General features: G+C 64.1%; 23 protein-coding genes and 1 pseudogene. 10 read left to right on the plus strand and 14 right to left on the minus strand.

Annotated features, from left to right (window positions below):
• Positions 1–53: 53 nt before the first annotated feature.
• The 6 genes from KVP70_RS24190 to KVP70_RS24215 form a co-directional block, all read right to left on the minus strand.
• Positions 54–2,033 (minus strand): S9 family peptidase, encoded by a 1,980-nt coding sequence (locus KVP70_RS24190; protein WP_229225058.1) that lies wholly within the window; start codon positions 2,031–2,033, stop codon positions 54–56.
• Entirely contained in the window at positions 2,030–4,048 is a 2,019-nt protein-coding gene (locus KVP70_RS24195) for an alpha/beta hydrolase family protein (RefSeq protein WP_217944991.1), read from the minus strand. The genes KVP70_RS24190 and KVP70_RS24195 overlap by 4 nt, the downstream gene beginning before the upstream one ends.
• A 72-nt stretch (positions 4,049–4,120) precedes the next feature.
• Positions 4,121–6,175 (minus strand): sodium:solute symporter family protein, encoded by a 2,055-nt coding sequence (locus KVP70_RS24200; protein ID WP_217944992.1) that lies wholly within the window; start codon positions 6,173–6,175, stop codon positions 4,121–4,123.
• Positions 6,172–6,438 carry a DUF4212 domain-containing protein gene (locus KVP70_RS24205; protein ID WP_217944993.1) on the minus strand — a complete coding sequence of 89 codons (267 nt, stop codon included), beginning with the start codon at positions 6,436–6,438 and terminating at the stop codon, positions 6,172–6,174. The genes KVP70_RS24200 and KVP70_RS24205 overlap by 4 nt, the downstream gene beginning before the upstream one ends.
• Before the next feature lie 2 nt (positions 6,439–6,440).
• Entirely contained in the window at positions 6,441–7,973 is a 1,533-nt protein-coding gene (locus KVP70_RS24210; RefSeq protein WP_217944994.1) for a sensor histidine kinase, read from the minus strand.
• Positions 7,970–8,650, minus strand: coding sequence for a response regulator (locus tag KVP70_RS24215; RefSeq protein ID WP_217944995.1), 681 nt, complete (start codon positions 8,648–8,650; stop codon positions 7,970–7,972). The genes KVP70_RS24210 and KVP70_RS24215 overlap by 4 nt, the downstream gene beginning before the upstream one ends.
• Before the next feature lie 184 nt (positions 8,651–8,834).
• Here KVP70_RS24215 and recA point away from each other — a divergent pair, with 184 nt between their 5' ends.
• The 7 genes from recA to KVP70_RS24250 all read left to right on the plus strand — a co-directional run bounded on the left by recA (position 8,835) and on the right by KVP70_RS24250 (position 14,782).
• On the plus strand, positions 8,835–9,962 hold the full coding sequence (gene recA, locus KVP70_RS24220; protein ID WP_217944996.1) for a recombinase RecA: 1,128 nt from the start codon (positions 8,835–8,837) through the stop codon (positions 9,960–9,962).
• Between the two features lie 76 nt (positions 9,963–10,038).
• Positions 10,039–10,491: a recombination regulator RecX gene (gene recX / locus KVP70_RS24225; RefSeq protein ID WP_217944997.1), complete on the plus strand. Its 453-nt coding sequence runs from the start codon at positions 10,039–10,041 to the stop codon at positions 10,489–10,491.
• A 254-nt stretch (positions 10,492–10,745) separates the two neighbouring features.
• Positions 10,746–11,330 carry a DUF2889 domain-containing protein gene (locus KVP70_RS24230; RefSeq protein ID WP_217944998.1) on the plus strand — a complete coding sequence of 195 codons (585 nt, stop codon included), beginning with the start codon at positions 10,746–10,748 and terminating at the stop codon, positions 11,328–11,330.
• A gap of 77 nt (positions 11,331–11,407) precedes the next feature.
• Positions 11,408–12,577 (plus strand): ADP-forming succinate--CoA ligase subunit beta, encoded by a 1,170-nt coding sequence (gene sucC / locus KVP70_RS24235; protein ID WP_008452534.1) that lies wholly within the window; start codon positions 11,408–11,410, stop codon positions 12,575–12,577.
• Positions 12,578–12,590: 13 nt separating this feature from the next.
• Complete coding sequence (sucD, locus tag KVP70_RS24240; protein ID WP_116992124.1) at positions 12,591–13,472, plus strand: succinate--CoA ligase subunit alpha; 882 nt, start codon at positions 12,591–12,593, stop codon at positions 13,470–13,472.
• A gap of 71 nt (positions 13,473–13,543) precedes the next feature.
• Positions 13,544–14,119: an FHA domain-containing protein gene (locus KVP70_RS24245; protein WP_217944999.1), complete on the plus strand. Its 576-nt coding sequence runs from the start codon at positions 13,544–13,546 to the stop codon at positions 14,117–14,119.
• A gap of 195 nt (positions 14,120–14,314) precedes the next feature.
• On the plus strand, positions 14,315–14,782 hold the full coding sequence (locus tag KVP70_RS24250) for a pilin (protein WP_304515527.1): 468 nt from the start codon (positions 14,315–14,317) through the stop codon (positions 14,780–14,782).
• Positions 14,783–14,856: 74 nt separating this feature from the next.
• Here KVP70_RS24250 and KVP70_RS35220 read toward each other — a convergent pair whose 3' ends face one another.
• The 4 genes and pseudogenes from KVP70_RS35220 to KVP70_RS24270 form a co-directional block, all read right to left on the minus strand.
• Positions 14,857–15,558, minus strand: a complete 702-nt coding sequence (locus KVP70_RS35220) for a glycoside hydrolase family 31 protein (protein WP_332844200.1) — start codon at positions 15,556–15,558, stop codon at positions 14,857–14,859.
• Positions 15,550–17,277: pseudogene (locus KVP70_RS34420) on the minus strand (TIM-barrel domain-containing protein); the annotation flags it as partial. The gene KVP70_RS35220 and the pseudogene KVP70_RS34420, both read right to left, overlap by 9 nt.
• A gap of 7 nt (positions 17,278–17,284) precedes the next feature.
• Complete coding sequence (locus KVP70_RS24265) at positions 17,285–17,995, minus strand: flagellar brake protein (protein ID WP_217945002.1); 711 nt, start codon at positions 17,993–17,995, stop codon at positions 17,285–17,287.
• A gap of 229 nt (positions 17,996–18,224) precedes the next feature.
• Positions 18,225–18,419: a hypothetical protein gene (locus KVP70_RS24270; protein ID WP_217945003.1), complete on the minus strand. Its 195-nt coding sequence runs from the start codon at positions 18,417–18,419 to the stop codon at positions 18,225–18,227.
• 162 nt (positions 18,420–18,581) lie between these two features.
• Between KVP70_RS24270 and KVP70_RS24275 the strand changes: the two genes are divergently transcribed.
• Complete coding sequence (locus KVP70_RS24275) at positions 18,582–19,073, plus strand: Hcp family type VI secretion system effector (protein ID WP_217945004.1); 492 nt, start codon at positions 18,582–18,584, stop codon at positions 19,071–19,073.
• An 8-nt stretch (positions 19,074–19,081) separates the two neighbouring features.
• Positions 19,082–19,564: a penicillin-insensitive murein endopeptidase gene (locus KVP70_RS24280; RefSeq protein WP_217945005.1), complete on the plus strand. Its 483-nt coding sequence runs from the start codon at positions 19,082–19,084 to the stop codon at positions 19,562–19,564.
• A gap of 413 nt (positions 19,565–19,977) precedes the next feature.
• Here KVP70_RS24280 and moaC read toward each other — a convergent pair whose 3' ends face one another.
• Positions 19,978–20,481 carry a cyclic pyranopterin monophosphate synthase MoaC gene (moaC, locus tag KVP70_RS24285; protein WP_217945006.1) on the minus strand — a complete coding sequence of 168 codons (504 nt, stop codon included), beginning with the start codon at positions 20,479–20,481 and terminating at the stop codon, positions 19,978–19,980.
• Positions 20,482–20,593: 112 nt separating this feature from the next.
• Here moaC and KVP70_RS24290 point away from each other — a divergent pair, with 112 nt between their 5' ends.
• On the plus strand, positions 20,594–22,267 hold the full coding sequence (locus KVP70_RS24290; RefSeq protein WP_217945007.1) for a M48 family metallopeptidase: 1,674 nt from the start codon (positions 20,594–20,596) through the stop codon (positions 22,265–22,267).
• Here KVP70_RS24290 and KVP70_RS24295 read toward each other — a convergent pair.
• The 3 genes from KVP70_RS24295 to KVP70_RS24305 are packed head-to-tail and all read right to left on the minus strand — an operon-like array spanning position 22,242 to position 24,237.
• Positions 22,242–22,826, minus strand: coding sequence for a DUF2946 family protein (locus KVP70_RS24295; protein ID WP_217945008.1), 585 nt, complete (start codon positions 22,824–22,826; stop codon positions 22,242–22,244). The two genes, KVP70_RS24290 and KVP70_RS24295, sit on opposite strands and share 26 nt — an antisense overlap.
• A complete protein-coding gene (locus tag KVP70_RS24300; protein ID WP_217945009.1) occupies positions 22,819–23,793 on the minus strand; it encodes a YheT family hydrolase in 975 nt (324 codons plus the stop codon). Before KVP70_RS24300 ends, KVP70_RS24295 begins: the two co-directional genes overlap by 8 nt.
• An 18-nt stretch (positions 23,794–23,811) precedes the next feature.
• A complete protein-coding gene (locus KVP70_RS24305) occupies positions 23,812–24,237 on the minus strand; it encodes a YybH family protein (RefSeq protein ID WP_217945010.1) in 426 nt (141 codons plus the stop codon).
• Positions 24,238–24,266 lie beyond the last annotated feature (29 nt).

Below are 24,266 nucleotides of genomic sequence, written 5' to 3' on the forward strand. Positions count from 1 at the left end.
GCTCCTCCGTATTCGTTGAACAGGTTTGCTGCACCGAGACTATAGCGCGACTTTCAGCGCGCGCCGATATTCTTGTCGAGGAATTTCTCCACCCGGGTCCAGAAATCGATGCGGTTCTTCGGCAGCGCCCAGCCGTGGCCTTCCTCCGGGTATTCGATCCACTCGACGTTGGGATTGCCGGCCTTGACCGCGTCGTAGAACTTCAGCCCGTGCGTGATCGGCACCCGCACATCGGCGCCGCCGTAGGCCAGCAGCAGCGGCTGCGTCACGCGCGCGGCTTGGCGCAGCGGCGAGGTGGCCTGCAACTGCGCCGCGTCCTTGACGCGGTCGCCGATCAGCGCCGGCATGCCGTACTGCTTCCAGCCCTGCGGCAGGTCGGAGGCGTAGCGCCAGCCGCTGTCGTACATCAGGTCGATGTCGGTCACGCCCACCCAGTTGACGCCGCAGCGGTATAGCTCGGGATCGTTGATCAGGCCCATCAAGGTGGCGTAGCCGCCGTAGCTGGCGCCGGCGATGCAGATGCGCTTGGCGTCGGCCGTGCCCTGGGCGATGGCCCAGCGCGTGCCGTCGGCGACGTCGTCCTGCATCTTCAGGCCCCATTGTTTCCAGCCGGCGCGGAAGTGGGCGTCGCCGAAGCCGACGCTGCCGCGGAACTCCGGCTCCAGTACCGCATAGCCGCGTGTGGCCAGAAACTGGGCGTCTGCGTTCCAGTTCCAGCTGCCGCCGCGCATGAACGGGCCGCCGTGCACCAGCACCACCATCGGCAGGTGCTGGTCCTTGCCGCCCGGCGGCAGGGTCAGCCAGGCCGGGATGTCGCGGCCGTCGCGCGCGGCGTAGTGCACCAGCTCGCGGCTGCCCATCTCGGCCGGCTTGATCTGCGGCGCCAGGCTGCCGACCTCGCTCATGCGTTTGCTCTCGGTGTTGAACACCAGCGTGCGGCGCGGTTGCTTGTCCGAATACGATTGCACCAGCATCCACGGGGTCTCCGACCGGCTGGGCGGAGTGATCAGGTTGATGGTGCCGGGCAGCATGGCGTCCACCGTCTTTTGCAGCGCCTGCATGCCGGCGTCGAACCAGACCGTGCCTTCGGCGTCGCCGTGCACGCGCACGCCCAGCAGGCGGTCGTTGCTGATGATCAGGTGGCCGCTGAAGTCGAAGCCCTCCAGCTCCAGCATCGGCTGCTCGGCCAGCTTGCCGTGGACCAGGTCGTAGCGGTACAGCGCGCTGCGGTCGCGGCCGGCGCGGCTGGTCACGTACAGCGTGCCGTCCGGGCCGAAGGCCAGCGGATCGAAGCCGCCGGCGCCGCCGGTGTAGGCGTTGAAGCTGGCCAGCGCCCGCCATTGCGCGGTGGCCGGGTCGAGGTAGTGGATGGTTTCGATGTTCTGCTCCAGCGTCTCGACCACGCGCGGCTGGCCGTGCTGGTCCAGCAGCCAGCCGCGCGCCACGCCGGGATGCTCGACCGCGTGGGTCAGGCCGGTGCGCGTGTTCAGCCGCAGCAGGTCCGACGCCACCAGGATGCCGGCGCCGCGGATGTCGGCGTCGGTGACGTAGACTTCCTCGCTGTCCTGCGCGCCGGCCTGGTCGAGCATGAAGGTGTGCCAGGGCAGCAGCTCGCGGCCGCCGTCGCCGTTCTGGAAGAAGGGATTGTTGCGCTTGGCCAGCTGGCGGAAGTGCTTGCCGTCGCGGTCGACCACGAACAGGCCGGGGCCGTAGCGCACATCGCGCTGGGCTACGCTCTTGTCCACCGTGCTGAACAGCAGGCGCTCGTTGTTGATCCAGTGCGCGCGGCCGATGTCGGTGTCGGCGAACTGCGCCACCATGTGCGCGCTCAGGTCGCTCAGGTCGACCACCGCCAGGCCGTCGCGCTGGTCGTTGGCGCCGATGAAGGCGGCCAGGTAGCGGCCGTTGGGCGAGAGCACGGCGCCGTTGAAGGCGGAGTTGTTGAAGAAGCTGGTGATCGGCGGCGGCGCGGCCTGCGCCTGGCAGGCGCACGCCACTACGAGCAGGCCCAGCAGTTTGCGGATGGCGCTCAACGTGCCGCTCCCGGACCGATATTCTTGTCGAGGAATTTCTCGACGCGGGTCCAGAAGTCGAAGCGGGTTTTCGGCAGCGCCCAGCCGTGGCCTTCGTCCGGGTATTCGACCCACTCGACGTTGGGGTTGGTTTGCTTGACCGCGTTGTAGAACTTGGTGCCGTGCGGCAGCGGCACGCGCATGTCGGCGCCGCCGTAGGCCAGCAGCAGCGGCTGCTTGATGCGGGCCGCCTGCAACAGCGGCGAGGTGGCCTTCAACTGCTCGGCGTCCTTGACCGGGTCGCCGACCAGGTCGATCATGCCGTACTGGCGCCAGCCGTCCGAGAAGTCCGACGTGTAGGCCCAGTGGCCGTCATGCATCAGGTTGATGTCGGTGACGCCGGACCAGTCGATGCCGCATCGGTAGAGGTCGGGATCGTTGATCAGGCCCATCAAGGTGGCGTAGCCGCCGTAGCTGGCGCCGGCGATGCAGATGCGCTTGGCGTCGGCGGTGCCCTCGGCGATGGCCCAGCGCGCGCCGTCGGCGATATCGTCCTGCATCTTCAAGCCCCATTGCTTCCAGCCGGCGCGGAAGTGGCGCGCGCCGAAGCCCAGGCTGCCGCGGTATTCCGGCTCCAGCACCGCGTAACCGCGCGAGGCCAGGAACTGCGAGTCCGGCTCCCACGCCAGGTTGCCGCCACGCACATACGGGCCGCCGTGCACCAGCACCACCAGCGGCAGGTGCTTGCCGCTGCCTTGTGGCACGGTCAGCCAGGCCGGGATGTCGAGGCCGTCGCGTGCCTTGTAGTGCACCATGATCTTGTGCGCCATCTGGGTCGGCTGGATGGACGGGTAGCTGGCGCCGACGGCGGTCAGCTGCTGGTTGTCGCGGTTGTACAGGAAGCTGCGCGACGGCCACACGTCGCTGAAGGACTGCACCAGCACCCACGGCGCCTGCGGCCGCGACGGCGGCGTCAGCAGGTTGATGGTGTTGGGCAGCATGGTGTCTATCTTTTCTTGCATGGCCTTCATGGCCGGGTCGAACCAGACGGTGCCGGCGGCATCGGTCTGGTAGCGCACGCCGAGCATCTTGTGCTGGTCCATGATCAGCTGGCCAGCGAAGTCGTAGCCGTCGAGCTTGACGATGGGCTGCTCGGAGACGGTGTTGGTGGCGAGGTTGTAGCTGTGCACCGCCATGAGGTCGCTGCGGTGGTTGATGATCACGTACAGCGTGCCGTCCGGCCCGAACGCCAGCGGCTTGAAGGCGCCCTTGCCGCCGGTGTAGCTGTCGAAGCCGGTCAGCTTGCGCCAGGCGTTGGTGGCCGGGTCGCGGTACCAGATCTCGCTGGTGCGGTCTTTCGAGGTGACGGTCAGGCGCGGCTCGCCCTTGTTGTCCAGCAGCCAGGTCATGCTGTCGCCGGGACGGGCGATGGTGCTGGCCACGCGGCCGGTGAGCGTGTTGATGCGTTGCAGGTCGACGTAGTCCAGCTGGCCGGGACCGCTGATGCTCTTGTTGACAACGTACATATACTCGGAATCCTGCGGGCCGTCCTGGTCCAGCATGAAGGTGTGCCAGGGCAGCAGCTCGCGCAGGTGTGTGGCGGTGGGGCCGCCGCTGATGAAGGGCTTGCCGATGCGCATGACCAGCTGGCGGAAGGCGCTGCCGTCGCGGTTGATCGCGTACAGGCCGGGCGCGTAGCGCTGGTCGCCCTGGGCCAGCGTATGGTCGGCGGCGGTGAAGGCCAGGCGCTCGTCGTTAATCCACTGGAACCTGCCGATGTCGGCGTCGCTGAAGTTGCCCACCACCTTGACCGTGTTCGCGCCCAGTTCGACCACGGCCAGGCGGTCGCGCTGGTCCTTGGAGCCGACCTTGACGGCCAGGTATTTGCCGCTGGGCGAAAGCAGCGCGTCGCTGAATTCGGGATTGCCGAAAAAGTCCTCGACCGAGGGACGGGCCGGCGGCGCGTCGGCGGCCTGGGCGGCGTGGAAGGGCAGGCCGATGGCGCAGGCCAGCAGCAGGATGGTGCGAAGTTTCATGGGCGGTCTCGAAATAGGCTGTGCCGGCACAATAGCACCAAGTTATCAAATCCGCCACATGTGCCGTGTATCTTAACGTTCCGGCGCCCGGATGTAATCGACCAGCGCGCCGGTCGCGCGGTCGGGCGCGGGCGTGAGCAGGCTGACCGCGAGCATCGTCAGCAGGCCGGCCGGCACGCCGAAGATGCCGGCCGAGATGGGCGCGATGTGGAACCATTGGCCGGCCGCGCTGCCGCCCAGGATGGGATTGGCGTGCAACATGTAGTACAGGCAGACCGCGAAGCCGGTCGTCATGCCGGCCACCGCGCCCTGGTAGTTGGCGCGCTTCCAGAACACGCCCAGCACCAGCGCCGGGAACAGCGCCGAGGCCGCCAGCGAGAAGGCCGCGCCCACCAGCGACAAAATGTCGCCCGGTTTTTGCGAAGCGCCGTACGCGGCGATGAAGGCCACGCCCAGCAGCAGCAGCTTGGAGATGGTGACCCGCTTCTGGGTCGAGGCGCTGCGGTCGACCAGCTTGTAGTAGATGTCGTGCGACAGCGCGTTGGAGATCGCCAGCAGCAGGCCGTCGGCGGTCGACAGCGCGGCGGCCAGGCCGCCCGCCGCCACCAGGCCCGACACCACGTAGGGCAGGCCGGCGATTTCCGGCGTGGCCAGCACCAGCACGTCGGCGTCGATGGTGATCTCGGCCAGCTGCACGATGCCGTCGTGGTTGATGTCGCTGATGCCGAACAGCGGATTGAGCTTGTCCACATTGGCCCAGTACGACACCCAGTTGGGCAGGTGCGCGGAGTCGCTGCCGACCAGCGCGTTGTAGATGTCGTACTTGACCAGCACCGCCAGCGCCGGAATGGTCAGGTAGATCAGCAGGATGAAGAACAGCGTCCAGAACACCGACACGCGGGTCTCGTGCACCGACGGCGTGGTGTAGGAGCGCATCAGGATGTGCGGCAGCGCGGCCGTGCCCAGCATCAGGCAGAACACCAGCGCCAGGAAGTTGTTGCGCTTGATGTCCGAGGTTTCCGGATCGCCGGGGTAGGGCGTGGCGTGCGGCGTGATCGGCTCGGCGCGCGCCAGGTTCTGCGCGCGCGCCTCGGCCCAGTCGTGCGCCGCCTCGTCGGCGCTTTTCGGATAGGCGATCAGGGCCCGCTCGGCGCTGCGGATCTCCAGCAGCGAAGCGTTGCGCAGCTTGACGCGGTCGAGCGCGCGCTGGACCTCGGCGCGGCCGGTCTCCCACGACGCCGGCAGGGTGCGGATGCGGGCCTCGAAATCGGCGGCGCGCTGGCGGAAGATGGCGCGCACCTCGGCCTCCTTCGGATCGTTCTGCAGCACGTTCTCGCGCGCGCTCAGCTTGGGCAGCAGCTTGCCGTAGGCCAGCTGCGGGATCGGATTGTCGGTGTGCTTGCCGGACAGCCAGACCGCCGGCATCAAAAACGCCACCAGGATGATGATGTACTGCGCCACCTGGGTCCAGGTGATGGCGCGCATGCCGCCGAGGAAGGAGCACACCAGGATGCTGGCCAGGCCGAGGAAGATGCCGACCGAGAAATCGACGCCGGTGAAGCGCGAGGCGATCAGCCCGACCGCGTAGATTTGCGCCACCACGTAGGTGAAGGACACGATGATGGTGGCCGCCACCGCCAGGATGCGCACCGCGCGCCCGCCGCGGCCGTCGCCGTCGCCGCCGCCGTAGCGGGCCGCCAGGAAATCGGGAATGGTGTACTGGCTGAACTTGCGCAGATAGGGCGCGATCAGCAGCGCCACCAGGCAGTAGCCGCCGGTCCAGCCCATGATGTAGGCCAGGCCGTCGAAGCCGTGCAGGTACAGGCCGCCGGCCAGGCTGATGAAGCTGGCGGCGGAGATCCAGTCGGCGGCGGTGGCCATGCCGTTGAACATGGCCGGCACGCGCCGCCCGGCCACGTAGTATTCGAGCACGTTGGACGTGCGGCTGAGCACGCCGATCGACGCGTACAGCACGATGGTGGCGAACATGAACAGGTAGCCGATCCAGGTGCGCGACATGCCTTCCTGCTCCAGCACCGACAGCGCGACCAGGAAGCAGGCGAAGCCGCCGGTGAACAGCAGGTAGTAGCTGCGCAGGCGCTGGAAGAAGGTGCGGGTCGCCTTCACGCGCGGCGCTCCTGGGCGGCACGGTCGAGCTTGCGCATGCGCCACGCATAGACGGCCAGGATGGCCAGGTAGACCAGCGATGCGCCCTGCGCCGCCAGATAGAACGACAGCGGCCAGCCGAACACGCTCAGGCCGGCCAGTTCGCGCGCGAAGTAGGCGGCACAGAAGCCGGTCGCCAGCCAGCCCAGCAGCAGGATGGCGGTCAGGCGGCGCGTCTTGTGCCAGTGCTGTTCGCGGCTGAGTGGGGCGGCGGGTTTATCCATTGTTATCCATAGTACGGCGGTTCGCCTTCCTGTTCCGGCGGGCGCGGCGGCAGCGGGAAGGTCAGCCGGAACAGCGCGCCCGGCAGCTTCGATTGCTGCGCGCGCGGGTTGTTGTAGATGTCGACTTCGGCGCCGTGCTGCTGGGCGATCTCGCGCACGATGGCCAGGCCCAGTCCGCTGCCCTCGGCCTTGTTGCCGAGGATGCGGTAGAAGCGCTCGAACACCCGCGCCCGTTCGGCCTGGGCGATGCCCGGCCCGGTGTCCTCGACTTCCAGGTAGCCGTGCTCCTCGTCGCGCCGCACCCGCACGGTGACGCTGCCGCCGGCCGGCGTGTAGCGCAGCGCGTTGTCGATCAGGTTGGACAGCAGCTCGCGCAGCATGGTCGGATTGCCGACGATCTGCACCGGCTCGGTCGGCGCCTCGTAGCCCAGGTCGATGCGCTGCGCGAACGAGGCCTGCACCCAGTCCTGCACCACGCCGCGCGCCAGCTCCGACAGTTCCAGCGGCAGCATGGCGGTGCCGGCCTGCGGCTGGTTCTCGGCGCGGGCCAGGGCCAGCAATTGATTGACCAGCCGGGTGGCCGCTTCCGAGCTCTTGGCCAGCTGCTCCAGCGAGCGGTGGATTTCGCCGCTGTCGGTCTGGCGCAGCGCCAGCTCGGACTGCATGCGCATGCCCGCCAGCGGCGTGCGCATCTGGTGCGCGGCGTCGGCGATGAAGCGCTTCTGCATCTCGATCGACAGCGACAGCCGCGCCAGCATGTCGTTCAGTGAATTGACCAGCGGCGAGATTTCCTCCGGCACCTGGTTGGAGGCGATCGGGCTCAGGTCGTCCGAGCTGCGCGCGCGTATCCGCTCCTGCAACTGCGCCAGCGGCGACAGTCCGCGCGACAGCGCAAACCACACCAGGGCCAGCACGATGGGCAGGATGATGAACTGCGGCAGGATCACGCCCTTGATGATGGCGTTGGCCAGCTGGCCGCGTTTTTCCAGCGTCTCGGCCACCTGCACCAGCGCCAGCTGTTCGTCGCCGCTGTTGCGCTCCAGCCGCACGTAGGCGTAGGCCACGCGCACCGGCGTGCCGTGCATGGTGTCGTTGCGGAAGCGCACGCTGCCGCGCGGCTTGTCGTCCTCGTCGATGACCGGCGGCGGCAGGTCGCGGTCGCCGTCCACGTGTTCGCCGCGCGGGCCCTGGATCTGGAAGTAGACGTTGTCGACATCGTCGGCGCGCAGGATGTCGCGGGCCGGGCCGGACAGGCCCTTGATGACCTTGCCGTCCACCGCGCGCACCTGCTGCGCCAGCACGGTGACGCTGTCTTCCAGCGCATGGTCGAACGGCTGGTTGGCGATGGACTTGGCCACCAGGTAGGTGATCGCGATGCTCATCGGCCACAGCAGCAGCAGCGGCGCCAGCATCCAGTCCAGGATCTCGCCGAACAGCGAGTGCTGGATGCCTTCGTCCGCCTCGGGCGCCGGCGGCTGGTATTCCAGATCCTTCGCCAGCTCCGGCTGCGCTGGCTGTGCGGCCGGCGGTGTCACTTGGGGGCGTCCGTATATTTTTCGAGGCAGTAGCCGAGGCCGCGCACGGTGGCGATGCGGATGCCGCCGATTTCGATCTTCTTGCGCAGCCGGTGCACATAGACCTCGATGGCGTTGTTGCTCACTTCCTCGCCCCATTCGCACAGGTGGTCGACCAGCTGTTCCTTGGACACCAGCCGGCCGCTGCGCGCCAGCAGGATTTCCAGCAAGCCCAGCTCGCGCGCCGACAGGTCCAGCATCTGCTCGTTGATGTAGGCGCTGCGGCCGACCTGGTCGTAGCTCAGCGGCCCGTGCCTGACCACGGTGGCGCCGCCGCCGGCGCCGCGCCGGGTCAGGGCCCGTACGCGCGCCTCCAGTTCGGACAGCGCGAAGGGCTTGGCCATGTAGTCGTCGGCGCCCAGGTCGAGGCCGTTGACGCGCTGCTCGATCGAGTCGGCCGCCGTCAAGATCAGCACCGGCAGCAGCGAGGCGCGCGCGCGCAGGCGGCGCAGCACCTCCAGCCCGGACAGCTTGGGCAGGCCCAGGTCCAGGATCAGCAGGTCGAACTCCTGGGTGGAGAGGGCGGTGTCGGCTTCCTGGCCGTTGCTGACGCAATCGATGGCGTAGCCGGACTGGCGCAGCGAGCGGGTCAGGCCGTCGGCCAGCACGCTGTCGTCCTCGGCAAGTAAAATTCGCATTATGTAGACACTCCAACACACTCCGGCTGCAGAAGATCCTATTGTGTTTCATTTCGCGCAAGGTGGCGAGTTTTTGTGCAATCTCAAAATTGTTTAAAAATCGTGCTTGCATTAAGCACTGTTTTTTTATACAGTGCTGCCTGTACCGACGAATTTGCACCCACCTACTGGTTGAAAGAACATTATGGACGATAAAAAAGCTGTTGTACCTGCATCAGAAAAAGCCAAGGCGCTGGCCGCCGCGCTGGCCCAAATCGAGAAGCAATTCGGCAAAGGCTCCGTAATGCGCATGGACGCCAACACGCCGATCGAGGACGTGCAGGTCGTGTCGACCGGGTCGCTCGGCCTGGATATCGCGCTGGGCGTCGGCGGCTTGCCGCGCGGCCGCGTGGTGGAAATCTATGGCCCTGAATCGTCGGGCAAAACCACGCTGACCCTGCAAACTATTGCTGAAATGCAAAAACTGGGCGGCACCTGCGCCTTCATCGACGCCGAGCACGCGCTGGACGTCGGCTACGCACAGAAGCTGGGCGTCAACCTGCACGAGCTGCTGATCTCGCAGCCGGACACCGGCGAACAGGCGCTGGAAATCTGCGACGCGCTGGTGCGCTCCGGTTCGGTCGACCTGGTGGTCATCGACTCGGTCGCCGCGCTGACGCCACGCGCCGAGATCGAAGGCGACATGGGCGATTCGCTGCCAGGCCTGCAAGCCCGCCTGATGTCCCAGGCGCTGCGCAAGCTGACCGGTTCGATCAACCGCACCAACACCCTGGTCATCTTCATCAACCAGATCCGCATGAAGATCGGCGTCATGTTCGGCAGCCCGGAGACCACCACCGGCGGCAACGCGCTGAAGTTCTACGCCTCCGTGCGCCTGGACATCCGCCGCACCGGCTCGATCAAGTCGGGCGACGAGGTGATCGGCAACGAAACCAAGGTCAAGGTCGTCAAGAACAAGATCGCGCCGCCGTTCAAGGAAGCGCACTTCGACATCCTGTACGGCGCCGGCACCTCGCGTGAAGGCGAGATTCTGGACCTGGGCGTGGAAGCGAAGATCGTCGAGAAGTCCGGTTCCTGGTACAGCTACAACGGCGAGCGCGTCGGCCAGGGCAAGGACAACGCCCGCATCTTCCTGCAGGAGCGTCCCGAGCTGGCGTGGGAAATCGAAAACAAGGTCCGTGAATCGCTGGGCGTGCGCGTACTGCCGCCGCTGGCCGCCGACAAGGGCGACACCGTGGTCAAGCTGAAATCGGTCGACAAGGCCGACAAGGCTGATAAGGCAGACAAAGGCGACAAGGCCGACGCCGCGTAATCAGCGTCCGCTTGATCCCGAACCACCGCGCTGTTGATTCAGCCGGTGGTTTTCTCATTGTGCAGAGGTTTTTTCTATGGCAGCACCGCAACTTAGCCTGAAGGGCCGCGCCCTGCGCTATCTGTCGATGCGCGAACACAGCCGCATGGAGCTGACCCGCAAGCTGGCGCGCTACGCGGAGGAGGGCGACGACGTCGAAGCCCTGCTCGACCTGCTGGAAAAGAACAACTGGCTGTCGCAGGAACGTTTTTCCGAGGCGCTGATCCACCGGCGTTCGGCCCGCTTCGGCAACAGCCGCATCGTCGCCGAGCTGCAAAGCCACGGCATCAAGGGCGAGGAACTGCAGGAACTGAAGGCCGGCCTGGCCGCAGGCGAGACCGAACGCTGCGTCGAGGTCTGGAACCGCAAGTTCGGCACCGTGGCCGCCGATCCGCAGGAACGCAACAAGCAGATGCGCTTTCTGCTGCAACGGGGATTCTCCCAGCGCGCCGTGCAAACCGCCCTGAAAGGCGCGCCGGAAGACGATTGAGCCGTTACCGCGCCGCACCATGCAATGTTTCCATGACTGAAATAACACGGATGAATTTCTTGTAAAAACGATCTCGAAACGGCCATTTTTCCTTCCAAAAGATATGTTCTGACGCAACTGGAGGTCTTGATGTGCTACACTTTTGGGGTTTTTGCAGCGCCGCAGGTGCGGTAGTTGTCCGTAGAAGCTGCGGACACGTGCGATCAGCACATGGCTGCTTACTAAATTTCTGTCGCGAGAGCGGCATCGGTCTTATGTCCCTGTCAACCCCAGTTAACCGACGTGCGCTACGGCACACGCGCGCAATTGCTGTCCAAGCGTACGCACGCGACGACGGACTGTGGGATCTCGACGCCCATATCACCGACATCAAAGTGATCGACACCGTGCTGGCCTCGGGCCCACGTGCTGCCGGCACCCCTCTGCATGACCTGCACCTGCGTTTGACCGTCGATCTGCAACTGAACATCGTCGATGCCGAAGCCGCATCCGATGCCGTTCCGTATCCCGGCTACTGCGACACCATTGCCCCCGATTATAAAAAACAGCTCGTCGGCCTGAACCTGATGAAAGGTTTCCGCCACGAGCTCAAGCAACGCCTGTCCGGCATCGCCGGCTGCACCCATTTGACCGAACTGGCGCAGATCCTGCCCACGGCCGCGGTGCAGGCGTTCGCCAACGATGTCTGGTCGACCAACGACGCGGCGACCGAGAATGACGGCGTGCCGCGCCAGAAGCCGTTTCAACTCGACAAATGCCATGCCCTGCGCACCGACGGCGGAGCAGTGGCGCAGTTTTACCCGCGCTGGGTGGCCAAAGCAGCACCAGGTGGCGCGTAGCAATCTCTGCTTACTAGATTCACACATTTCGCAGTATCAACCGATTTTTACACATCAGCATCAGAAGGGAAGCCAGCATGAAAATCCATGAGTATCAAGGCAAAGAAATCCTCCGAAAATTCGGAGTGACGGTTCCGCGCGGTATTCCGTGCATGTCCGTTGAAGAAGCAGTCAAAGCTGCTGAAACCTTGGGCGGCCCGGTCTGGGTTGTAAAAGCACAGATCCACGCCGGTGGCCGTGGTAAAGGCGGCGGCGTCAAAGTCGCCAAATCGCTGGAACAAGTCAAAGAATTCTCCGAGCAGATCCTGGGCATGCAGCTGGTCACGCACCAGACCGGCCCTGAAGGCCAGAAAGTACGCCGCCTGCTGATCGAAGAAGGCGCGGACATCAAGAAAGAACTGTACGTATCGCTGGTCACCGACCGCGTATCGCAGCGCGTGGTGCTGATGGCTTCCTCTGAAGGCGGCATGGACATCGAAGAAGTTGCCGAGTCCCACCCGGAACTGCTGCACTCGATCGCCATCGATCCATCGATCGGCCTGACCGACGCTGAAGCCGCTGGCATCGCCGCCAAGATCGGTGTGCCGGAAGCGTCGATCGCCGACGCCGTCACCAACCTGCAAGGCCTGTACAAAGCCTACTGGGAAACCGACTCGTCGCTGGCCGAAATCAACCCGCTGATACTGACCGGTTCGGGCAAGGTCATCGCTCTGGACGCCAAGTTCAACTTCGACGCCAACTCGCTGTTCCGTCAACCAGAAATCGTCGCCTACCGCGATCTGGACGAAGAAGATCCAGCTGAAGTTGAAGCATCGAAATTCGATCTGGCCTACATTTCCCTGGACGGCAATATCGGTTGCCTGGTGAACGGCGCCGGCCTGGCCATGGCCACCATGGACACCATCAAGCTGTTCGGCGGCGAGCCTGCCAACTTCCTGGACGTCGGCGGCGGCGCCACGGCTGAGAAAGTGACCGAAGCCTTCAAGATCATGTTGAAAAACCCAGGCCTGAAAGCCATCCTGGTCAACATCTTCGGCGGCATCATGCGTTGCGACGTGATCGCCGAAGGCGTGATCACCGCGGTCAAGGCCGTGTCGCTGAACGTGCCGCTGGTGGTCCGCATGAAGGGCACCAACGAAGACCTGGGCAAGAAGATGCTGGCCGACTCCGGTCTGCCTATCATCGCAGCCGACACCATGGAAGATGCAGCGAAGAGCGTCGTCGCCGCCGCTGCCGGTCAAGCTTAATTAAGGAATCAACATGTCCATTCTGATCAATAAAGATACCAAAGTCGTTACCCAAGGTATTACCGGCAAAACCGGTCAATTCCACACCCGCGGTTGCCGCGACTACGCGAACGGCAAAAACGCCTTCGTGGCAGGCGTGAACCCGAAGAAAGCCGGCGAAGATTTCGAAGGCATTCCTATTTTCGCTAACGTTGCAGAAGCGAAAAAAGAAACCGGCGCCAACGTTTCCGTGATCTACGTACCGCCAGCAGGCGCTGCCGCCGCGATCTGGGAAGCTGTCGAAGCCGAACTGGACCTGGCCATTTGCATCACCGAAGGCATTCCTGTCCGCGACATGATGGCCCTGAAGGACCGCATGGCCAAAGCAGGTTCCAAGACCCTGCTGCTGGGCCCTAACTGCCCAGGCCTGATCACCCCTGACGAAATCAAGATCGGCATCATGCCAGGTCACATCCACCGCAAGGGCCGTATCGGCGTGGTATCGCGTTCGGGCACCCTGACCTATGAAGCAGTTGGTCAGCTGACCGCACTGGGCCTTGGCCAATCGTCGGCAGTCGGCATCGGCGGCGACCCGATCAACGGTCTGAAGCACATCGACGTCATGAAGATGTTCAACGACGATCCTGATACCGACGCGGTCATCATGATCGGCGAAATCGGTGGTCCGGACGAAGCCAACGCGGCTTACTGGATCAAAGACAACATGAAAAAACCGGTCGTCGGCTTCATCGCCGGTGTGACCGCTCCTCCGGGCAAGCGCATGGGCCACGCCGGCGCGCTGATCTCCGGCGGCGCTGACACCGCACAAGCCAAACTGGAAATCATGGAAGCTTGCGGCATCACCGTCACCAAGAACCCGTCCGAAATGGCGCGTCTGCTGAAAGCAATGCTGTAATAACAGTTCGCTTTAGTGTGAAATAATGAAGGGGAGCCTAGCGCTCCCCTTTTTTTGCTTTGGAGACCAGATTGGCGAAGATCCTCATCTCACGGGATGGACAGATAGAACAGCAAGTACAACTGAGCAAAGAGCGGATGACCATCGGCCGTCACCCACGCAACGACATCGTGCTGACGCATCCGGCCGTCAGCGGCGACCACGCCGTCATCGTCACCATCCTGGACGACTCCTTCCTGGAAGACCTGCACAGCACCAACGGTACCTTCGTCAATGGCCACCGCATCGGCAAGCACTTCCTGCAACACCGGGATGTGATCAAAATGGCCAAGTTTCAGGTCGAGTTCGTCGCCGACGGCGTGCGGCCCATGATGGCGGCGGAGCCCGTGCTGGCGCAAATCGAAGTAATAAATGGCAACAATGCCGGCAAGCAGATGGCGCTGACCAAGCCGCAGACCACGCTCGGCCGCGCCGGCGTGCAGGTGGTGGTGATCCATCGCCAGCCCGATGCCTACACCATCACCCACCAGGAAGGCGCGCAGCCGCCGCTGGTGAATGGCATCGCCCTGGGCAAGCAAGCCCAGCGTTTGAATCACGGCGACGTGATCGACCTCGGCGGAACCCAGATGGCCTTCCGCATCGCCTGACAATAATTGTCAACGGCGACCCTGGCTGACAAATTGCGGCCCGCGACTGACAAAAAACGGCAGTCCGGACGGCACAAAGCGACAGTTTTTGGCATATTTTGTGGTTTTTGAACCGAAAAACGGGCTGGCACACCAATTGCTCATAGCTAAGTGTCCTACCAAATTTTGATGTTCAACACACCCCAGGAGTCGAAAATGAAATCCATGAAAATGATGAAGAAACAAGCCCAGGCCGGCTTCACCCTGATCGAACTGATGATCGTGGTTGCCATTATCGGTATCCTGGCCGCTGTCGCGATTCCAGCGTATAGCGACTACACCGTGAAAGCCAAGATGGCCAATGCGCAAGGCGCGGTCGACTCGATCAAGACCGCGGTGGCACTGTGCGCCCAGGAAGGTGGAGGGGATCTGACTGGTTGCGACGCCGGCGTCAAAGGCGTGCCGACCTTCACCCCAACCAAAGAAGTGGTCAGCGCCTCCGTCAAGGACGGTGTGATCATTGAGAAATTCGCCACCGGCGTCGGCAAAGGCATCGACGGTTTGACCGCGACCTACACCCCGACCATTGCCGCCGGCGCTTCCAACGTCACCTGGACCGTGACCACCGACGTCACCAACACCGCAGCTACCAACGCGCTGACCAAGAACAACATCGTTCCATAATATTCGAGTTCTTACCCCCGATGGCCCGGTCGAATTTTCGACCGGGCTTTTTTTTCGTTCAAGGGGCTTCGGCGCTAACGGCAGGGCGCGATGCGTGTCGCTCCTCGGAGGCTGGCCGGCGGCAGCTGTAGCGTTGCCCGCTGTCCGGAGCTGTCGAGCGTCGCGCTGAAGCGCTTGCCGTTCACGCTGTAACAAGTGCCGGCCCCGGCGCCGTGCAGTGTGAGCCGCCATGAACGCTGCGATGGCGCGCCACGGTAACTGCCGTGGGCAGCGCCGATGCTCAGGCTGCGATGGGCGTCATCCCAGCGGATGGCGGTGGTCATCAGCCGGCCCTGTTTGCGGTACGCCTCGCTGACGTCATCGTCCTCCTGCAACAAGGCGCTGCCCGACGCGCCGGTGTAGATGTCGAGCAGCATCCGCCGCTTGTCGGCGCCGGCGGTGCTGGTGGTGTAGTCCTGGCGCGGCAGGATGGCGCCGGCCTTGACGAACACCGGCAGCAAGCCGCGCTCGGCGCCGACGCTGATCACCGTTCCGCCGGCGGCCACCTGCTGCGGGGCTTGCGGCTGCCAGAAATCGTACCAGCCGCCTGCCGGCAGCCACACTTCGGTGGCGTCATCGCGGCTGGTGCGCGGCGCGACCAGCAGCGACGGTCCCCACATGTATTGCAGGTCGTGGCTCCATGCGGCGTCGTCATGCGGATAGTCAAGCAGCATGGCGCGCGCCATCGGCAGGCCGCTGGCCGCCGCCTCATGCGCCGCCGAATAAATGTATGGCATCAGCTGATAGCGGGCTTGCGCAAACTGGCGAGCCGCGTCCTGTTCGCCGGCGCCGCGGTCCAGCGGCCAGCGCGACGGCCCCATGCCATGCGGCTTCCAGATCGGCGCGAACGCACCGAAGCCCATCGCCCATTGCCGGTACAGATCGGCGTCCGGACCCTGTTTGGCATCCCAATCGTAGAAGCCGCCGGCGTCATGGCCCCAATACGGAAAGCCGGACAAACCGGCCAGCTGCATGCCGCTAATCTGCATCTTCATTTCGTCGAAATTGGGCTTGATGTCGCCGCTCCACAGCGAGGCATAGCGTTGCGCGCCGGCCGTCATGCCGCGCACCCAGACATACGGGCGCTGGCTGATGGCCGACTTGTCCCAGCCATCGCGCACCAGTGCCTGTGCGATTAGGAAGAACTAGTAATTGCGCATCTCGGCGAAGCTGCGGCCGTTGGCCAGCATGGTATCGGCCGGCGCGCCGCCCATTTCGTCAAATTCGTCTATCCACAGCGCGTCGCCCGGATAGTGCAGCTTGGGGTCCAGCGACTTGCGGTACAGGATGTCCCAAAACCATTTGCGGAAGGCGGGGTTGGTCTGGTCCGGCGCGCTGGTGGCGAAGTCGATGCCCGATACGCCGGGCACATTGAACTCGGGCTTCCAGCCTTCGCTGTACTGGAGGATGCAGCGGTTGACGTCGATGGTCGTGACCAGGCCGTTCTGTTTCAGCCATTGTGCATATTCGGCCGGCTGCGGATAGCGGCCGTGGTCCCATTCCGGATACGATTCGCAGCGCTTGCCGCCACCGGCGCGCCAGCGGTTGTCATTGACGATATGGTCGATGGGGAAGCCGGCGGCGCGGTGCTCGCCGACCTTTTGCTTCCACCAGGCTTCGTCCGAGGGCGTGGCCGCATCGTGGTCGTGCGACTTGTCCGACAGCGCCAGGCCGAACATCGCCTTGGGCGGCAGGCGCGGTTTGCCGGTCAGCTCGACATAGTGCGCCAGCACCTCGCGCGGCGTCGGGCCGGCGATGAAATAGTAGTCCATGCGGCCGGCGTAGCCTTGCGTGTCGATGCCGAATTCGTAGCGTCCGCCGGCGCCGAAACTGAAGCGATTCTTGAAGGTGCTGTTCAGGAAGACGCCGTAGCCCTTGCTGGAAATATAGAACGGCACCAGCAACGGCGCCTGCTGGATCTGCTCGCTGCCGTAATTGTGGCCCAGTTCCTGGCCGCGCAGGTCGATGGACTGGGCGCGGCCGTAGTAGCCATGGCCCAGCGCGGTAAAGTGTTCGCTCGGATCGGGCGCGAAGCTGCGCACGATGCCGCTGTCGCGCCATTGCAGGCCGCCTTGTTCCGCCAGTACCGGCGTGCCTGCCATCAGGTAGGTGACGGCCAGCGTCTGCTTGTCGACGATGAGGCGCAGCGGGGTGGCGCCCGGCAGCTGCATCGTCAGCGTCGCGCCTTGCTCGTTGATCTGGAGCGGGCCATCATGCGGGAGCGCCTCGACCATCTCGTAATAATTATCGGGGAAGTAAGCCTCGCTCTTGCGCACCGTTTGCAGCCGGATCGCATGTGGGCCATAAGGCGTGATGCGCAGGCTGGCGCCCGCCGCATCGGAGACGATCACACTGGAGCCGCTGCGGACATAGCCGGGATCTGCATGCGCAGGCGCGGCGAGCACACCAGCGAGCGTCAACGCGCGCGGAAACCACACCCGATAAAAATTTCGCATATCAAGGTCAGACGATTTTCTGGCGGTCGGCGATCAGCGCTTCGTAGGTCAGGTTTTGCAGCATGGTGTAGTGGACCGGATCGAGGTCGATGAACTGCACGCCGTAGGTGAAGACTTCGGGCTTGTCGCCGGCGGCCGGCTTGACCACGTTGATGTTGCGGATGGTGGCATTCGGATTGATGCGCACCTGGCGGTTGCCGGGCTGGGCGATCAGATAGAACGACAGGCCGACCTCGGCCTCGTCATCGGACAGCTTCTTGGCCGACTCGATCAGTGCGCCGGAGACGCTCAGGTTCACCAGGAACACGGAGTTGGTGCCCGCCGGGGAACTCACCTGGGCCGGAATGTCGACCTTGACCCGCATCGCCGCGCGCAGGCTGGTGCCCTGGATGGATTGCGGGAACGACAGGTGGACATAGAACAGCGGACGCGGAAACACCCGTTGCACCACGCAGGAGAAGGAGCACACGTTGACGCCGGAAAAGACGCGGATGGTCAGCTTGTCGCCGTCGTTGAGGGCGATCGGTGCGCCATTCTCGAACGGAACCTTGACGATCATGTACTCGTCCTTGGCCCAGCCGATCAGCGTGGAGAAGTGCTGGATCGGCTTGATCGTGCGGTGAGTAATGAACTGAATCCTGCCGCCCACCTGCAGATTCATTTGCTCGAATTCGTATTCCTGAGTCTTGGCTTCGCTCGGTGGAGGGTTGCTGCTCATTCAAATTCTTTCTCGTATGCGCGAGGCGGCTACGGTGAGGCCTACGTCAAAAGATTACTTCAGTGACATTTATTATATACCCACCAATCAAAGGTAACAATCAGACAATAGGAGTGGTTGCTGATTGGTCGCAGACTAGCCTGCCGGCGGCGGCGCAACGCTGAAAAGCGTTGCATTTTGGAGTGGTGAATTTTTCTGCCCGTAAGGCGCTGATCAGGATAATGCCGAGCTAATCCTGTTCTGCCCTGATGTCTAGTTGATAGTCCAATCCGTCTTCAGGGAACACACCTTTGCCTTTCAATATTCCGAAGGCCGCAGCGATGGCGTTTTTGCGCGCTTCAAGCTTCGCCGCGATATCAGCCGATGCCGTTTGTGCGATGGGCACGGCCGCGTGTTTAACATGCGCTTTTGGGCGACGTTGCATGGCGACCTCCCGTGTGAGCTGTTGGACGATAAATTATAGATCACCGTGCCGTGATCCTTATCTACCCTGGATTGAATATTTGGCGGCGCCTGAGAAGGCGCAAAGTCCTCGATACGGTAGTCACTAATACTAGCTCCATCGTTCACACAATGGAGAGCAATCATGGCAATCGACGTGTATCTGCAAATTGACGGTGTTAAGGGCGAGTCGGCGGACTCCGCGCATACAGGTTGGATAGAAATCAGCTCTGCCCACTTTGGCGTCGAGCAACCCAAGAGCGCCACGTCGTCTACCGCTGGCGGCCACACGGCCGAACGCTGTGAGCACCGCAGCATCGCGCTCACCAAGATAGCCGATCTTTCCTCACCGATTTTGATGCAACTCTGCTCCGCCGGGAAAACCATCGCCAAGGCGAAGTTGGAGTTCATGCGCGCTGACGGACAGGGGGAACGTATCAGATACTACGAAGTCGAATTGGAAAACGTGCTGATCGGCAACATCAACCAGATGGTCCATGAAGGCGATATTCTGCATGACAGCTTTGCATTGAAGTTCTCCAAGATCAAGCACAAGTACACGCAGCAGAAAATCGGCGGTGGTGCCGGCGGCAATACGTCGGGGGGCTGGGACTTAGCGGCCAACAAGGTTGTCTGAGGTTCGCCATGGCCCATGAACAAGAACCGCAGGACTCTCGGCGTTACTTTATGGTTCCTCAAGCACCGGAAGACGCCGGCTACTACGTGTACGGCAGGCTAGATGGCAAACCAAGTAAAGGCGCGTACCAGTATGCGAACGCCACGATGCTTACCGCCATCATGTGGGTGGAAAGGGAGTGGCAGCTAATCGATGACCGGAAGTTCGGAGTCGGAGACATTAGCCTTGCTGGCGGCCCGAAGCACAAAGACCATGCCTCGCATAGAAGCGGGCTGGAAGTGGACATACGGCCTATCCGTAAAGACGGCAAGCACGAACCTTGCAAATGGTGGGATGCAGAGTACGACCATGACGCCACCCAGCGCCTGATCGAACTATTCTGTATCTATACCCCAGTCATCCTGGTCTATTTCAACGGGCCGAATCTACCCGTTGTGAGGAAGCGCATCAAGCATGACGACCACTTTCACGTCCAACTAATAGCCCCTTGAATATGAGAAAACTAATCTGGCTGGCCCTCGGTGGCGGCACGGCCCTTTCCCTGGCTTACGCGGCAGAGTGGTCCGGGGAATGGAAGACGTTTCGCGCGACCTACACGATCTATTCGGGAGAACTAGCGGAACGTGAGCCACCAACTGCTACCGAGCGGAACATGACGGTCGCGTTTGAAGGCCAAGCGGCGAAGGACCTGTTCGATTCGATTGGCCCTGATTCTCGCGATACATGCAGCCAAGACAAGGGCGACAGGGAGCGACGCAAGAGGGGAATCTTGTGCACCTATACCCTGAAGAGCCCCGGCCGCGGATATCAGTGCTGGATTGGGCTTAACCTGCGCACAGGTGAGAGCATCCCAACTGTAACTTGCTGAGGTCGAACAACGGGAATTCCTAACCGGATCAGATACTTAGCTGGTCGCGCTCCAGTCGCCCGACTTGCCGCCGTGCTTCTCCATCACGCGGATGTCGGTCATCACCATGCCCCGGTCCACCGCCTTGCACATGTCATACACCGTCAGCAGGCCGACCTGCACCGCCGTCAGCGCCTCCATCTCCACCCCGGTCTTGCCGTAGGTTTCAACCTGGGCCTTGCAATGCACGCTGGAATTGGCCACATCGGTCTCGAAATCGACCGTCACGCGGGTCAGCGCCAGCGGGTGGCACAGCGGCACCAGGTCGCTGGTGCGCTTGGAGGCCATGATGGCGGCGATGCGCGCGATGCCCAGCACGTCGCCCTTCTTGGCCGTGCCGCCGGTGATGATGGCCAGCGTTTCCGGCTTCATGCGGATAGTGCCGCTGGCCAGCGCGATGCGGTGCGTCTCGGTCTTGGCGCCGACGTCGACCATGTGCGCCTGGCCGGAGCCGTCGAAGTGGGTCAGTTGATCGGCGGGAGCGGAGTTTTCGATGGTCATGGTGGGCTTCAAAACGTAACAAAATAATTCGTCGGCGGACGCCGTGCTGGTGCGCCCAAGTTGCGGGTATCATATCATCGTGAATACAAAACGCTCCCCCCGCTCTCTGCGCATGCGTGTAGTTGCCGCCGCGCTGCTGGTCGCCATGCCCTGGGCCATGGCGCAAGACGTATTGGCCCCCGCCAAGATCCCGAACCTGCCCGCGCTCGGCGATACCGAACGCCAGGACTTGTCGCCGCTGATGGAGCGCAAGCTGGGCGAGGAAATCATGCGCGACATCCGCCGCGACCACGATTTCCTCGACGACGGCCCCATCCTCGAATACCTGAACAACTTCGGCAACTCGCTGGTCGCCGCCCGTCCCGGCGCGCGCGGCGAGGCCAATTTCGATTACTACTTCTTCGCCGTGCGCGATCCGATGCTGAACGCCTTCGCGCTGCCCGGCGGCTTCATCGCCGTGCACTCGGCGCTACTGCTGGCGGCACAGTCCGAGTCCGAGCTGGCCTCGGTGCTGGGCCACGAGATCGGCCACGTGGCGCAGCGCCATATCGCCCGCTCGATCGGCCAGCAGAAGCAAGACGCCTTGATTCCGCTGGCGGCAATGATCCTGGCGGCGCTGGCCTCCAAGGCCGGCGGCGACGCCGCCATCGGCGTGTTTTCGGCCGGGCAGGGACTGGCGATCCAGCGGCAACTGAACTTCGGCCGCGACGCCGAGCGCGAGGCCGACCGCATCGGCTTCCAGATCATGGGCGCGGCCGGCTTCGACACTTCCGGCATGGTGGCCTTCTTCCAGCGCATGCAGACCGCGACCCGCAACTACAGCGACCTGGTGCCGGCCTATCTGCAAAGCCACCCGCTGACCAGCGAGCGCATCGCCGACATCCAGGCCCGCATCCGCGAGCAGCCCTACAAGCAGCGCCAGGACAGCCTGGACTTCTACCTGGTGCGTTCGCGCGCGCGCGTGCTGCAGGACCCGAGCTCGTCCGGCCTGGCCGAGGCCAAGGTGTTTTTTGAGGGCCAGATGCAGCAGGAAAACCGCCAGCAGGTCACCGCCGGCCAGTACGGCATGGCCTTCCTGTCGCTGAAAAAAGGCGACACCGCTCAAGCCCAGGTGTGGCTCGACAAGGCGCGCGCGACCTTCGACAAGCCGCCCGCCGCCGGCACCTTCAGCGTGGCCGCGCGGCCGGCGCCGGATTCGATCTTCGTCAGCACCTCGATCGAGATCAAGCTGGCGCAGCCGGACAACAAGGCCATGATCGCCAAGGGTTTGGCTGAGGCGGAAGCGGCGCACGTGCAGTTCCCGCTGTCGCGCGGCATCGCGCATCAATATGGCGAGGCCTTGATCGCGGCCGGCAAGCTGGAGGAGGCGGCCGTCTATCTGCGCGACCAGGTGCAGCTGTACCGCGAAGATCCGGATGCCTACGATTTGCTGGCGCAGACGTATTCCAAGCAGGGCAAGCTGGCCTTGCAGCATATCGCGCTGGCGGAATCGTATGTGTTGCAGGGCGGCGTGCTGTCGGCGCTGGACCAGCTGAACTATGCGCGCAAGGCGCCCGATGCGTCCTTCTACGACCAGGCCGTGATCGATGCGCGCGAGCGCGAGTTGCAGGCCCGTCGCCGCGAGGAGCTGGGCGAGAAGGGCAAGAAGGATTTACGCGAGGCCGACTCGCGCCCGGCATTCAAGGCGGAGATGCGCCACAATGCGGAAGAGACCACGCCGGCCAACCGCTTCGACCGCATGCGTCAGGATGCCGACATTCTTACGAAGGGGCGACAGGTACGCTGACGTAGCCGTAGCGCGCCGGCAGGTCGGCGGCGGCCACGCGCTGAACGGCGACGCCGTCCAGCGTCAGCGCGCCGGCCGCCGAGCCGTCCAGCCACGCCAACAGGTCTTCATCGGCCACGGCGGCGCCATTCATTTTCAGCAGCGGCAGCACGTGCGCGAAATCGCGGTCGTCCAGCTGCGCCACCACGGCGCCGCTGCGCAAGACCAGCGCGCCGGTCTCCGTCAGCACCACTTCCTCGACCGGCCCCAGCGCCTCGCCCGTATGCAAGCTCCAGCCCTGCGCGGGATCGGTGCGGACGATGTAGGGCGTGGCCTCCAGCTGCACGTACACGCGCTGCGGACCGTTCTGGAAATACCAGCAGCCGCGTTCGTCGGCGGCGTAGTTGCGCACGATGAAGGCGACCAGCGCCGCGTGCCGCAGCTGGTCGCCCGGCAGGTTCAGATGCTGGGCGCGCTCGTCGCGCATGCGCCAGTTTCCGCGCGCATCCAGTCCCAGCCAGCCGTAGCAGTGGGGCACGTTGGGCCACTTGGCCAGCGCCTGCTTGACGATGTCATCCATGTTGTTGCGCCAGTACGGGGTGGCTGGCGCTCACGCCTTCCATGAAGTGGATCAGGCGCTGCGGCAGCCAGTGCAGCTTGCCCGGCAGGCCGCCGACGGCGAAGCCCACATGGCCACCCTCGGCGGGATAGTCCAGCACCACGTTGGGCGCCGCGCGTTGCGGCAGGTGGCGGCCGGGCAGGAAGGGATCGTTCTTGGCGTTTAGCACCAGGGTCGGCACGGTGATGTCGTCCAGCACGTGCTTGGCGCTGGCGCGGTCCCAGTAATCGTCGGTGTTGCGGTAGCCGTGCAGCGGCGCCGTCACCACGTTGTCGAAGGCGTACAGGTCGCGCGCGGCGTGCAGCGCGTCGAGGTCGAACAGGCCGGGGAACTGCTGGAGCTTGGCGATGCACTTGGGCTTGAGCGTCTGCAGGAACATGCGCGTGTAAATCATGTTGAAGCCGCTCGACAGCGAGACGCCGCCCTGCGCCAGGTCCAGCGGCGCCGACACCGCGCAGGCGGCGTCGACAAAATCGGCCTGGTGCTGCGACTCGCCCAGCCAGCGCAGCAGCGCGTTGCCGCCCAGCGAGACGCCGGCGGCGTAGAACTTGCCGCTGCTGCGGCCGTGCAGGCGGCGCACGATCCAGTCGATCTCGGCGGCGTCGCCCGAGTGGTAGAAGCGCGGTGCGCGGTTGGGCTCGCCGGAGCAGCCGCGGAAATGCGGCACCGCGCCCGACCAGCCGCGTGCGGCCACGTCGGCCATCAGTGCCCGCGCGTAATGACTGTCGGACGAGCCTTCGAGGCCGTGGAACAGCACCACGAACGGCCGGCCCGGCTGGCCGTCGACAAAATCGACGTCGACGAAATCGCCGTCCGGCGCCTCCCAGCGCTCGCGCCGGAACGGCACCGCCGGCTTGGCGATGCAGGTGGCGGGATAGATGGTTTGCAGGTGGCCGGAAGGAAGCCAGAACGGTGCGCTGTACTTCATGACGGACTCAGCACGACATCAGTGCAGGATCTGGCTGTGGGTATCGACCGGCGCCGGTCCCGGCGCCACCGACACATGGTGCAGCACGATGCGCCAGCCGCGCGGCGTCTTGACGTAGACGTTGGTGGCGACCAGGTGCGCGGCCTCGCCGCCGGCGGCCGTGCCCTCGACCACCGTGTGCACCGAGCTCATCAGATTGTGGGTTTCATGCAACTGCGACGGCGCGATGTGCAGGCCGCCGTGTTCCAGGATCGCGGCCCACGAGCCGCGGATCGCCGCATGGCCGATCAGGCGCGGCCCGCCAGGATGCACGCAGACGATCTCGTCGTCGTCGGCCCACAGCGCCATCAGCGCGTCCAGGTCGGCGCGGTTGAGCGCGTCGTAAAACGCCGATTCGGTCTCGGCGGCACTGCCATTCAACTGCTTGACTCGCTTGGTGGGCATGCTGGCTCCGGGGCGCGCTGGCTGGGGGA

This window comes from Duganella violaceipulchra (genome assembly GCF_019166075.1).
Classification (GTDB): domain Bacteria; phylum Pseudomonadota; class Gammaproteobacteria; order Burkholderiales; family Burkholderiaceae_D; genus Rugamonas; species Rugamonas violaceipulchra.

Bases quoted from the DNA above. Each gene is read 5' to 3' on its own strand.
- sucD (WP_116992124.1), top strand. From the start codon at position 12,591: ATGTCCATTCTGATCAATAAAGATACCAAAGTCGTTACCCAAGGTATT.
- KVP70_RS24205 (WP_217944993.1), bottom strand. From the start codon at position 6,438: ATGGATAAACCCGCCGCCCCACTCAGCCGCGAACAGCACTGGCACAAG.
- KVP70_RS24195 (WP_217944991.1), bottom strand. From the start codon at position 4,048: ATGAAACTTCGCACCATCCTGCTGCTGGCCTGCGCCATCGGCCTGCCC.
- KVP70_RS35220 (WP_332844200.1), bottom strand. From the start codon at position 15,558: ATGCCATACATTTATTCGGCGGCGCATGAGGCGGCGGCCAGCGGCCTG.
- KVP70_RS24295 (WP_217945008.1), bottom strand. From the start codon at position 22,826: ATGGATGACATCGTCAAGCAGGCGCTGGCCAAGTGGCCCAACGTGCCC.
- KVP70_RS24300 (WP_217945009.1), bottom strand. From the start codon at position 23,793: ATGAAGTACAGCGCACCGTTCTGGCTTCCTTCCGGCCACCTGCAAACC.
- recA (WP_217944996.1), top strand. From the start codon at position 8,835: ATGGACGATAAAAAAGCTGTTGTACCTGCATCAGAAAAAGCCAAGGCG.
- KVP70_RS24305 (WP_217945010.1), bottom strand. From the start codon at position 24,237: ATGCCCACCAAGCGAGTCAAGCAGTTGAATGGCAGTGCCGCCGAGACC.
- recX (WP_217944997.1), top strand. From the start codon at position 10,039: ATGGCAGCACCGCAACTTAGCCTGAAGGGCCGCGCCCTGCGCTATCTG.
- KVP70_RS24270 (WP_217945003.1), bottom strand. From the start codon at position 18,419: ATGCAACGTCGCCCAAAAGCGCATGTTAAACACGCGGCCGTGCCCATC.
- KVP70_RS24290 (WP_217945007.1), top strand. From the start codon at position 20,594: ATGCGTGTAGTTGCCGCCGCGCTGCTGGTCGCCATGCCCTGGGCCATG.
- KVP70_RS24250 (WP_304515527.1), top strand. From the start codon at position 14,315: ATGAAATCCATGAAAATGATGAAGAAACAAGCCCAGGCCGGCTTCACC.
- KVP70_RS24215 (WP_217944995.1), bottom strand. From the start codon at position 8,650: ATGCGAATTTTACTTGCCGAGGACGACAGCGTGCTGGCCGACGGCCTG.
- KVP70_RS24265 (WP_217945002.1), bottom strand. From the start codon at position 17,995: ATGAGCAGCAACCCTCCACCGAGCGAAGCCAAGACTCAGGAATACGAA.
- KVP70_RS24280 (WP_217945005.1), top strand. From the start codon at position 19,082: ATGGCCCATGAACAAGAACCGCAGGACTCTCGGCGTTACTTTATGGTT.
- moaC (WP_217945006.1), bottom strand. From the start codon at position 20,481: ATGACCATCGAAAACTCCGCTCCCGCCGATCAACTGACCCACTTCGAC.
- sucC (WP_008452534.1), top strand. From the start codon at position 11,408: ATGAAAATCCATGAGTATCAAGGCAAAGAAATCCTCCGAAAATTCGGA.
- KVP70_RS24230 (WP_217944998.1), top strand. From the start codon at position 10,746: ATGTCCCTGTCAACCCCAGTTAACCGACGTGCGCTACGGCACACGCGC.
- KVP70_RS24275 (WP_217945004.1), top strand. From the start codon at position 18,582: ATGGCAATCGACGTGTATCTGCAAATTGACGGTGTTAAGGGCGAGTCG.